The following is a 10,915-nucleotide window of genomic DNA, read 5'->3' as shown; positions in this document are numbered from 1 at the left end:
CGCGCTGCGCGGCGGCACCGGGCTCGATGTCACCCAGCACGACGGGCAGTGGTACCTCAGCCCCGTCCAGACGATCTTCGACCTGGTCAACACGGTGTTGTCGGGCCTGCAGGGCGACGACGCGCAGCAGCTGCTGAAGCTCCTGCGGCACTGATCGACTGCGACAGCCCGGCCGGGCGGAATCCGGTCGGGCCGGGCAGTACCGTCGAGCACGTGCAGCAGACTCGTAGCGGCCTCGGCTACGGCGCCGGGGCCTACCTGCTGTGGGGGCTGTTCCCGCTGTACTGGCCGTTGCTCGAGCCGGCCGGCACGGTCGAGATCCTGGCCGAGCGGATGGCCTTCTCGCTGGTCGTGATGGTGGTCGTGCTGCCGTTCACCGGCGGCTACGCCGGGGTGCGCCGCATCCTCGCCGACCGCCGCCAGTTCGGTCTGCTGGCCGCCGCCGCGTTCGTCGTGACCTTCAACTGGGGCACCTACATCTACGCGGTGAACTCGGGCCACGTGGTCGAGTCGAGCCTGGGCTACTTCATCAACCCGCTGCTGACGATCATGTTGGGCGTCTTCGTGCTGCACGAGCGGCTGCGCCGCCTGCAGTGGATCGCGGTCGGCATCGGGGCCGCGGCCGTCGTCGTGATCACCGTCGACTACGGCCGGCCGCCGTGGATCGCCCTGATCCTCGCCGTCTCGTTCGCGCTCTACGGCTTCTTCAAGAAACAGGCCGCGGCCGGCGCCGCCGACTCGATGCTGGTCGAGACCGCGGTGCTGTTCCCCTTCGCGTTGGCCACGATCATCGTCATCGGCGCGCGTGGCGATCTCGTGTTCGGCACCCGGTGGTCGACCTCGGTGCTGCTGGCCGGCACCGGACTCATCACGGTGATCCCGCTGCTCATGTTCGCCGCGGGCACCCGCCGGCTGCCGCTGTCGGTGGTCGGGCTGTTGCAGTACCTCGCCCCGGTCGTCCAGTTCGCCATCGGCGTCGGGGTGCGGCACGAGCACCTGCCCGCCGCCGAGTGGGTCGGGTTCGTGCTCGTCTGGATCGCGCTCGTCGTGCTCACCTTCGACGGGCTCCGTTCGCAGCGCGCGACCGCGCGGCTCGCACAGTCCGCCGAGGCGGTGGCCGCATGAGCGACGACGACCTGCCGGCCCGCAGCACCACCGCGCTCACCCAGCTGCGCGCGTCGACCGGTGGCCTGCTCGCCGCGCTGGCCGCCACCGCCCGGACCGACGCCGACGTCGCCGCACCGACCCTGCTGCCCGGGTGGACGCGGGGCCACCTGCTCACGCACCTCGCCCGCAACGCCGACGGCATCGCGCGGACGCTCGCGGCGGCCCTGCAGGGCCGCGTCGAGGCGCGCTACCCCGACGGTGAGCGCGGGCGCGACGCCGACATCGAGGCCGGCGCGACGCGGGCGATGACCGTGCTCGTCGCCGACGTCACCGACTCGGCCGACCGGCTCGACCGGGTGTTCGGCGCGGTCGCCGACGCCGGGGCGTGGACGGCCGTGACCGAGGACGACCGCCCGGCCTGGACGTGGCTCGAGGCGCGGCAGCGCGAGGTCGAGTTCCACCGCGTCGACCTCGCCGGCGACTACGGCCCGCAGCACTGGCCGGCCTACCTGGTCGCGCGCGAGCTGCCCGCAGTGCTGCCCACGCTCGCCGGCCGCAGCGACGACGCGCTGCTCGTGAAGGTGACCGCCGAGGGGTCGACGGTGCCCGCGCTCGTCGGGCTCGAACACCGGGTGGGCGAGGGCGACCCGGTCGAGGTCTCGGGACCCGACTGGGCGGTGCTGGCGTGGCTCGCCGGGCGCGGTGACGCCGTCGCCGGGCGGCTCACCGCCGCGCCGTCCCTGCGGGCGTGGCGCTGACGCGTCCGCGGCGCGTTCCCAAGCGGTGCGGCGAACCGCCGTCGTCCGGCGAGTCTCGTCAGGCGAGTGTCGTCAGGCGCGCGGCAGACGGAGCGCGGCGATGGCGGCACCGACGTCGATCACGCGGGCCTGCTGCAGTGCCGGCTTCTCCAGCTCCTTGCGGACGAAGCGCGCCACCTGGCGGCGCAGCTCACCCTCGATGCCGGCCAGCACCTGCAGCACCGACGACCGCAGCGCCTCGGCACGCAGGTCGACGCTGACGTCGCGGCCGTGTGGCGGCTCGATGTCGATGACGATCTGCAGCGGACGCGCCGCCCGGGCCGTGAGCACCAACCGCACGTGCACGTCGGCGTTGAAGCGGTGCTTGTCGAGGCCGAGGTCGAGCAGCAGCGCGAGCGTCACGGGGATCACCAGGTCGAAGACCACGAGGGCCTCGTCGCGCTGCGCGAGTTCCGGCGTCCCGACCCGGCCGGACGCGCTGACCTTGATCAACCCGATCGGGTCGACCTTCGTCGGGCCGAAGTCGATGGGCTGCCCGGCCACCGTGGCGACCGCGCCGAGCACCCGCTGCTCGGTGACGGCGGCGCGGAAGAACAGCTCGCCCCACTCGCCGTAGCTGATGAAGTCGGTCGCCGTGGGCGGCGAGACGGCTGGTTCGGACACCGCGCGGTCAGCCGGTGCGGGCGATGACGATGTCGGTGAGCGCCTCGAGGGCGCTACGGGCCGGCACGTCGGGCAGGTCGGCGAGGGTCGCGCGGGCACGGTCGGCATAGGCGGCCAGCGTGGCCCGGGCCTCGTCGAGGGCTGCGGACGACCGCAGCAGGTCGAGCGCCTCGGCGTGCTCGGCGTCGTCGACGAGCGGGTGTGAGACCAGGGCGCGCAGCCGTTCGGTGGCGGGTTCGGTCGAGCGCAGGGCGTACAGCACCGGCAGCGTCGGCACGCCCTCGCGCAGATCGGTGCCCGGGGTCTTGCCCGACTGCACGGTCTCGGACGCGATGTCGAGGATGTCGTCGCTCAGCTGGAAGGCGACGCCGATCTGCTCGCCGTAGACGCGCAGCTGGTCGATCACCCGAGGGTCGGCGCCGGCGAAGTGCGCGCCGAACTCGGCCGCGGTGGCGATGAGCGAGCCGGTCTTGTCGGCGAGGACGGCGAGGTAGTGGTCGATGGGGTCGGCGCCGTCGCGGGGGCCGACCGTCTCGCGGATCTGCCCGGTCACCAGCCGCCCGAACGTGCGGGCCTGCAGCCGCACGGCGTACGGGCCGAGGTCGGCGAGCAGGTCGGACGCGCGCGAGAACAGGAAGTCGCCGGTGAGGATGGCGACCGTGTTGTCCCAGCGCGAGTTCGCCGACGGGGTGCCGCGGCGCACCGTGGCCTCGTCCATCACGTCGTCGTGGTACAGCGTCGCGAGGTGGGTCAACTCGACCACCACGGCCGAGGTGGTCACCTCGGGCCGCTCGGGGTCGCCGAAGTGGGCGGCGAGCGCCGTGACGAGCGGCCGGAACCGCTTGCCGCCGGCATCGATGAGGTAGCGGGCGACGTCCGCGACGAAGTCGTCGTCGGACACGACCGCCTCGCGCAGCGCCTGCTCGATGCGATCGAGGCCGGTGCGCACCGAACGTTCGAGCACGGCGTCGACGAATTCGACACCCAGTCCGATCGACGTCACGACACCATCTTCGCCGACGACCTCCACCCACGCTGCACGGGAGGTCGGCAGCGCAGGTTCAGGCGGGTGGACAAACCCGCACTCACCCCACCAGGACGGACATGTGCCCGGCCAGCTTGATGATCGGCTCCGGGAAGATGCCGAGGAAGACGGTGGCGAAGACGCCGAGTGTCAGGGCGACGGTGGTCGACCAGCCAGGCACCGCGATGGTCGGGCCGTCCTCGGGCGGGTCGGCGAAGAACATCAGCACGATGATGCGCAGGTAGAAGAACGCCGCGATCGCCGAGCAGATCAGCGCGATGACCACCAGCGGGGCCGCGCTGTGGTACGCCGCCCGGAAGACGATGAACTTCGCCGAGAACCCGGCGGTGAGCGGGATGCCGGCCATCGACAGCAGGAAGTCGGTCATCAGCAGCGCGGCGATCGGGCTCTTCTTCGCCAGTCCCGTCCACTGCGACAGGTGCGTCGCCTCGCCGTCGGCGTTGCGGACGAGCATGAGCAGGCCGAACGCGGCGAGCACGGTGAAGCCGTAGGCGACCAGGTAGAACAGCACGCCCTGGATGCTGTCCTTGCGGGTCACGTCGACCAGGCCGAGCAGCAGGAAGCCGGCGTGCGAGATCGACGAGTACGCGAGGATGCGCTTGAGATCGGTCTGCGTCAGGGCGAGCACCGCGCCCACCACCATGGACGCGATCGACGCCGCCCAGATGAGCGGCCGCCAGTCCCACGAGGTGGTGTTGAAGGCGACGAACAGCACCCGCAGCAGGGCGCCGAAGGCAGCGACCTTGGTGCACGCGGCCATGAATGCCGTGACCGGCGTCGGCGAGCCCTGGTACACGTCCGGCGTCCAACTGTGGAACGGCGCGATGCCGGCCTTGAACAGCAGTCCGACCAGCAGCAGGCCCATGCCCGCGTAGAGCAGCACGTCGGACTTCCCGGACGCCCGCGTCGCCGCGAGGATGCCGGGCAGGTCGACGGTGTTCGCGTAGCCGTAGAGCAGCGCGATGCCGTACAGCAGGAACGCGGACGCGAACGCGCCGAGCAGGAAGTACTTCATCGCCGCTTCCTGCGAGAGCAGGCGACGCCGCCTGGCCATGCCGGCCATGAGGTAGAGCGGCAGCGAGAGCACCTCGAGCGCGACGAAGAGCAGGATCAGGTTGTTCGCGACGGGGAAGACGAGCATGCCGCTCACCGCGAACAACAGCATCGGGAAGATCTCGGTCTGCACGCGCTCGCTGAGGGCGAGCCGGCGGTCGTCGGGCGAGCCGACCACGAGCGCGGCGGACGCGACGATCGGGCTCGCGACGTCGACCGACCGCTCGGCGATGAGCAGCGTGCCGACGATCGCGAGGGCCAGGATCGTCCCCTGCAGGAAGTAGCCGACGCCGTCGAGCGCGAGCGAGCCTGCGAACGACACACTCGCACCGTCGCCCGGGGTGGGCGTTGCGACGCGGGTCGAGTGCTCGGCGACCACGGCGATGAGCCCGCCGACGAGCCCGCCGAAGGTGACGACGAGCTGTGCCGGGAACCGCTCGGTGCGCGGCACTGCGGCCTCGACCAGGACGCCGACCAGCGCGGCGCCGAGCACGATGAAGACCGGCAGCAGCGCCTGGTAGTCGACGTGCGGCGTCGGGATGGTGAGGATCGGCGCGGCTGCCGTCGCGAGCGTCATCGGTTCCCTCCGGCCGCCGTCTGCAGCGGCGGGTTCGGATCGGTCGTGTGCAGGTCGCTCATCGTGGCCTTCACCGCCGGGTTGATGATGTCGAGCACCGGCTTGGGGTAGATGCCGAGGAAGATGATCAGCGCGATCATCGGTGCCACCGCCGCGATCTCACGCGGGTTGAGGTCGCGGAAGCGGCTGGTGCTCTCCTTCTGCGGGCCCTGGAACGCGCGCTGGTACAGGTAGAGCACGTAGATCGCGGCGAGCACGATGCCGAAGGTGGCGACGATCGCCAGCCCCTTGTGCCGGGTGAACGACCCGACCAGCACGAGGAACTCGCTGACGAAGGTGCTCATACCCGGCAGCGACAGCGTGGCGAGGCCGGCGAGCAGGAAGAAGCCGCCGAGGATCGGCGTGGCCTTCGCGGTGCCGCCGTAGTCGTCGACGTTGCGGCTCTTGCCCCGGCTGATCAGGAAGCCGACGACGAAGAACAGCGCCGCGGTCGAGAAGCCGTGGTTGACCATGTACAGCACCGAGCCGGACAGGCCCTGCGTGGTGAACGCGAAGATGCCGAGGCCGATGAAGCCGAAGTGCGCGATGGACGTGTAGGCCACCAGCCGCTTCATGTCGCGCTGGCCGATCGCGAGGAACGCCGCGTAGAGGACGCCGATCACCGACAGAATCAGGATGGTCGGCGCGAAGTACTTGGACGCGTCCGGGAAGAGCGGGATGCAGTAGCGCAGGAAGCCGAACGTGCCGATCTTGTCGAGCACGCCGACGAGCAGCACCGCGCCGCCGATCGGCGCCTCGGCGCCGGCGTCGGGCAGCCAGGTGTGGAACGGCACGAGCGGCGCCTTGATCGCGAAGGCGATGAAGAACCCGAGGAACAACCACTTCTGCGTCGTGTCGTTCGGCAGCGAGCCGACGAGCTCGCTGAAGGCGAAGGTGCGCTTGCCGCTGTGGATGTAGATGCCGATCACCGAGGCCAGCATCAGCAGGCCGCCGAGGAACGAGTACAGGAAGAACTTCATCGCCGCGTACTGCCGGCGCGGGCCGCCGAAGCTGCCGATGATGAAGTACACCGGCACGAGCAGCACTTCGAAGAAGACGTAGAACAGGAAGATGTCGGTGACGACGAAGACACCGATCATGAAGAACTCGAGCAGCAGCACGAGCCCGAAGAACGACGGCACGCTGCGCCGCGGCTGCGTGAGGTCCTCGGCGCCGGCCCTGCTGTCGAAGGCGTTCCAGGACGCGAGGATCGTCACCGGCACGAGGATCACGGCCATCGCGACGAGCACCAGGGCGATGCCGTCGACGCCGAAGGCCAGGTGCACGCCGAAGCTCTTGATCCACGTCCAGCTGGCGTCGTACTGGAACCGCGCGCCGTTCGCGTCGAAGCTGAACCCGAGGATCGCGGTGTAGACGAGCACGACGATCGACACACCGAAGGCGACGAACTTCGCCAGCAACGCCTGGGCCGGCTTCAGCGAGAAGCAGACCAGCGAGCCGACGAGCGGGATCGCCAGCAGCACCGGCAGGGCGGCGTTGTGAGCACTCACTGGAACCGCACCGCCAACAGGACGGCGAGGACGGCGACGGTGCCGCCGAGCATCGACAGTGCGTAGCTGCGGACGAAGCCGGTCTGCGTGCGGCGCAGGCGCGCCGATCCCCCGCCGAGCCCCGCGGCCAGACCGTTGACGGCGCCGTCGACGCCGCGGTTGTCCAGGAACACCAAGGCCCGCGTGAGCCACTGGCCGGGACGCATGAGCACCGCCTCGTTGAACGCGTCGGCGTACAGCTTCTGCCGCGACAGGGTGGTGATCGGCGAGACGCCGACCGGGGGCTCGATCGGCACGGGGCGCGTGCCGAAGGCGACGTAGCCGCCGGCCACGCCGAGGGCCATGACGAGCAGCGTGATGATCGTCAGCACGACCGGCGAGATGGTGTGCACGCCGACCTCGACGCTCTTGCCCACCGACGGTTCGAGCCAGTGCTGGATGCCGCCGTTGAGGACGAGCAGGTAACCGCCGACGAGCGAGGCCAGACCGAGTACGGCGATGGGCAGCGTCATGATCGGCTTGGCCTCGTGCGGGTGCACGTCGTCCTCCCACCGGCGCTCGCCGAAGAAGGTCATCACGAGGGCGCGCGTCATGTAGAAGGCGGTGAGCCCGGCGCCGAGCAGGGCGCAGATGCCGAGGATCCAGCCGGACGTGCCGCCCTTGTCGAAGGCGGCCTCGATGATCTTGTCCTTGGTGAAGAAGCCGGTGAACGGGATCATGCCGATGATGGCGAGGTAGCCGCAGGCGAAGACGCCGAAGGTGATCGGCATGACGCGGGCGAGGCCGCCGAAGCGCCGCATGTCGATGCGGTCGTTCATCGCGTGCATGACGTTGCCGGCCGAGAGGAACAGCGCGGCCTTGAAGAAGCCGTGGCCGAGCAGGTGGATGATGGCGATCGCGTACACGCCGGGGCCGAGCCCCGCGGCCAGGAACATGTAGCCGATCTGACTCACCGTCGAGAATGCCAGCACGCGCTTGAGGTCGTCCTGGCCGCAGCCGCAGATGCAGCCGTAGAGCAGCGTGATCGCGCCGATGATCACCACGACGGTGCGGGCCGCGGGCGAGGCGTCGAAGATCGGGTGCGAGCGCACGATGAGGTAGACGCCGGCGGTGACCATGGTGGCGGCGTGGATGAGCGCCGACACCGGCGTCGGGCCCTCCATCGCGTCCGGCAGCCAGCTCTGCAGCGGGAACTGGCCGGACTTGCCGCACGCGCCGAGCAGCAGCATGAGCGCGATGGCGGTGGCGACGCCCGTGGTGGTGTTGCCGCTCGCCCCGAAGTGGGCGAAGACGCCGGCGAAGCTGGTGCTGCCGAAGTAGGCGAACATCAGCATGATCGCGATCGACAGCCCGACGTCACCCACGCGGTTGGCGAAGAACGCCTTGTTGCCGGCCGTCGCCGCCGAGCTGCGGTCGTAGTAGTACGAGATCAGCAGGTAGCTCGCGACACCGACGCCCTCCCAGCCGACGTAGAGCACGAGGTAGCTGTTCGCCAGCACCAGCAGCAGCATCGCCGCGACGAAGAAGTTGAAGTAGCCGAAGAAGCGGCGCCGGTTCGGGTCGTGGTCGAGGTAGCCCGCGGCGTAGATGTGGATCAGCGAGCCGACGCCGGTGATGAGCAGGACGAACACCATCGACAGCGGGTCGATGAGCAGCCCGGCGTCGACGTGGAAGCCGGCCACCGGCACCCAGCTGAACAGGTGGCGGGTGATCTCGCGGTGCTCACCGCTCTGGTGCTTCACCGAGAAGAACAGGGCGACGGCGTAGACGAACAGCACGACCGGCACGAGAGCGCCGAGCCAGTGCCCCCAGCGGTCGGTGCGGCGTCCGCCGGCCAGCAGCACGAACGACGACAGCAGCGGCAGCGCGACGAGGATCCACGCGTAGGTCTGCATTCCCGTGGCGGTCAACGGCTGTCCCTCAGTACTTGAGCAGGTTGGCGTCGTCGACGGAGGCCGACCGGCGGGTGCGGAAGATGGACATGATGATCGCGAGGCCGACCACGACCTCGGCGGCCGCGACCGTCATGACGAAGAACGCCATGATCTGGCCGTCCAGGCTGCCGTTGATGCGCGAGAAGGTGACCAGCGACAGGTTCACCGCGTTCAGCATCAGCTCGACGCACATGAACACGACGATGGCGTTGCGCCGCACGAGCACCCCGACGGCGCCGAGGGTGAACAATGCCGCCGACAGCACCAGGTAGTAGGTCGGGTTCACCGCGACTCCCCGGGGGTGAGTGCCGGGCGGTCCTCGGACTGCGGCTGATCGTGCGGTTGCATCGTGCTCGGCAGCGACTCGAGGCTGATCGAGCCGTCGGGCAGCAGCGCCGGCGTGCCGACCGCGTTGCGGGTGGCGAAGACGCCGGGGCCGGGCAGCGGCTGCGGCCGGCCCGAGCGGATGCGCTCGCGGGCGTAGGACTTCTGCGTGCGCTTCGGCTCGTCGCGCTCGATGTGGGCGAGGATCATCGCGCCGACGGCGGCGACGATGAGCAGCGCCGAGGTGAGCTCGAAGGCGAACAGGTACCGGGTGAAGAGCACCTCGGCGATCGACTGCACGTTGCGTCCCGAGGCGTTCGGCGTGTTCAGGTCCGCAGGCTTGGTGTTGCCGACCGCCTTCGCGACGCCGATCGCCACGAGCAGCGCGAAGCCCAGGCCGAACAGCAGCGCCGCCCAGCGCTGGCCGCGAAGGGTCTCGACGATCGAGTCGCTCGAGTCGCGTCCGACGAGCATCAGCACGAACAGGAACAGGATCATGATCGCGCCGGTGTACACGATGATCTGGACGAGCCCGAGGAACGGCCCCTGCTCGATCACGTAGAACGCGCCGAGGCACATCATCGTGGCCACCAGCGACAGCGCCGAGTGGATGGCGTTGCGCAGCGAGATCGTGCCGATGCCGCCGGCGAGGGCGACCGGGCCGAGGATCCAGAACGCGATGGCCTCGCCCAGCGGCACGTTGCCGTGCGTCAGCGGCTTGCCGGCGAGCACGGTGGTGAGCGCGGCCTGGTGCAGGGCGCTCACGGGCGCACCTCCTTCGGCACGGCGCGCGACGGGTTGTGCTGGCGGCCGACGTCGTGCGCGATGCCGGTGATCGGGCGGCCGGCCTTGTTCGCCTGGCTCTGCACCGCGCCGACCTGCGTCGGGGCCTGCGCCTCGACGGTGTAGTAGTCCTTCTCGTCGTCGCCGAGCCGCATCGGGTGCGGCGGCTGCTCCATGCCGGGCAGCAGCGGCGCCATGAGCTGTTCCTTGGTGTAGATCAGGTCCTGGCGGTTGTCGAGGGCGAGCTCGTACTCGTTCGACATCGTCAGCGACCGCGTCGGGCAGGCCTCGATGCAGAGCCCGCAGAAGATGCAGCGCAGATAGTTGATCTGATAGACCTTGCCGTACCGCTCGCCGGGCGAGTAGCGCTCGGTCTCGGTGTTGTCGCCGCCCTCGACGTAGATCGCGTCGGCCGGGCAGGCCCAGGCGCAGAGCTCGCAGCCGACGCACTTCTCGAGGCCGTCCGGGTGCCGGTTCAGCACGTGCCGGCCGTGGTAGCGCGGCGCCGGCGGGTAGTAGTCGAACGGGTACTGCTGGGTGTAGACCCGCTTGAACATCGTCCCGAAGGTCAGGCCGAAGCCCTGGACGAAACCGGACGCGGTGCCGTGCGGCTCAGACATCGTCGTCCTCCTTCCGCAGTGAGAACGCGGTGGCGCCCGAGCCGCCAGGGGCATCGAGCTCGCCCGGCGCGCCGCTGGTCACGAGCCGGCGGGCCGGCGTCGGCGGCACCCGCAGGTCCATCGGCGGGATCGGGAAGGTCGGCTCCTCGGCCGCAGCCTCCTCGTCCTCGGCGAGGCGCTCGGCCCGGCGTCGCGCGGCCGCCGGTTCGGCGACGGCGATGACGATCAGCAGGATCACCACGACCACGGCGAGCGGGATCGAGGTGGCCTTCACGTTCGACCAGCCGTGGTCGCGCAGCACCCGGATCGAGGTGACCGCAAGGATCCAGACCAGGTTGATCGGGATGAGCACCTTCCAGCCGAACGCCATGAACTGGTCGTAGCGCAGGCGGGGCAGCGTGCCGCGCAGCCAGACGAAGACGAACAGGATGATGATCACCTTGACGGTGAACCAGAGGAACGGCCACCAGCCGGAGTTCGCGTCGTGCCAGAGCGAGATCG

11 protein-coding genes are annotated in these 10,915 nt (G+C 70.1%); 2 read left to right on the top strand and 9 right to left on the bottom strand.

The features are described 5' to 3' along the window. Positions 1-213: 213 nt before the first annotated feature. On the top strand, positions 214-1,125 hold the full coding sequence (gene rarD, locus ACTHMS_RS02375) for an EamA family transporter RarD (RefSeq protein WP_440305072.1): 912 nt from the start codon (positions 214-216) through the stop codon (positions 1,123-1,125). Continuing rightward, on the top strand, positions 1,122-1,865 hold the full coding sequence (locus tag ACTHMS_RS02370; RefSeq protein ID WP_440305071.1) for a maleylpyruvate isomerase N-terminal domain-containing protein: 744 nt from the start codon (positions 1,122-1,124) through the stop codon (positions 1,863-1,865). The genes rarD and ACTHMS_RS02370 overlap by 4 nt, the downstream gene beginning before the upstream one ends. A 72-nt stretch (positions 1,866-1,937) precedes the next feature. Here ACTHMS_RS02370 and ACTHMS_RS02365 read toward each other — a convergent pair whose 3' ends face one another. From ACTHMS_RS02365 to ACTHMS_RS02325, 9 genes are all read right to left on the bottom strand, one after another. Then, positions 1,938-2,528 carry a hypothetical protein gene (locus ACTHMS_RS02365; RefSeq protein ID WP_440305070.1) on the bottom strand — a complete coding sequence of 197 codons (591 nt, stop codon included), beginning with the start codon at positions 2,526-2,528 and terminating at the stop codon, positions 1,938-1,940. A 7-nt stretch (positions 2,529-2,535) separates the two neighbouring features. After that, positions 2,536-3,558: a polyprenyl synthetase family protein gene (locus ACTHMS_RS02360; RefSeq protein WP_440305069.1), complete on the bottom strand. Its 1,023-nt coding sequence runs from the start codon at positions 3,556-3,558 to the stop codon at positions 2,536-2,538. A gap of 55 nt (positions 3,559-3,613) precedes the next feature. Beyond that, entirely contained in the window at positions 3,614-5,203 is a 1,590-nt protein-coding gene (gene nuoN / locus ACTHMS_RS02355; protein ID WP_440305068.1) for an NADH-quinone oxidoreductase subunit NuoN, read from the bottom strand. After that, complete coding sequence (locus tag ACTHMS_RS02350; RefSeq protein WP_440305067.1) at positions 5,200-6,753, bottom strand: NADH-quinone oxidoreductase subunit M; 1,554 nt, start codon at positions 6,751-6,753, stop codon at positions 5,200-5,202. Before ACTHMS_RS02350 ends, nuoN begins: the two co-directional genes overlap by 4 nt. Beyond that, positions 6,750-8,648, bottom strand: a complete 1,899-nt coding sequence (gene nuoL / locus ACTHMS_RS02345; RefSeq protein ID WP_440305074.1) for an NADH-quinone oxidoreductase subunit L — start codon at positions 8,646-8,648, stop codon at positions 6,750-6,752. The genes ACTHMS_RS02350 and nuoL overlap by 4 nt, the downstream gene beginning before the upstream one ends. Positions 8,649-8,673: 25 nt before the next feature. After that, on the bottom strand, positions 8,674-8,973 hold the full coding sequence (gene nuoK, locus ACTHMS_RS02340; RefSeq protein ID WP_440305066.1) for an NADH-quinone oxidoreductase subunit NuoK: 300 nt from the start codon (positions 8,971-8,973) through the stop codon (positions 8,674-8,676). Further along, positions 8,970-9,767, bottom strand: a complete 798-nt coding sequence (locus tag ACTHMS_RS02335; protein ID WP_440305073.1) for an NADH-quinone oxidoreductase subunit J — start codon at positions 9,765-9,767, stop codon at positions 8,970-8,972. Before ACTHMS_RS02335 ends, nuoK begins: the two co-directional genes overlap by 4 nt. A 5-nt stretch (positions 9,768-9,772) precedes the next feature. Next, positions 9,773-10,414, bottom strand: coding sequence for an NADH-quinone oxidoreductase subunit NuoI (gene nuoI / locus ACTHMS_RS02330; RefSeq protein WP_440305065.1), 642 nt, complete (start codon positions 10,412-10,414; stop codon positions 9,773-9,775). Continuing rightward, a partial coding sequence (locus ACTHMS_RS02325; protein WP_440305064.1) for an NADH-quinone oxidoreductase subunit H occupies positions 10,407-10,915 on the bottom strand: 509 nt, incomplete at its 5' end. The genes nuoI and ACTHMS_RS02325, both read right to left, overlap by 8 nt.

The organism is Jatrophihabitans sp., assembly GCF_051960575.1.
Classification (GTDB): Bacteria; Actinomycetota; Actinomycetes; order Mycobacteriales; family Jatrophihabitantaceae; genus JBQCEE01.
The sequence above is the reverse complement of the archived record's forward strand: the minus strand, read 5'-3'. Positions and strand labels throughout refer to the sequence as shown.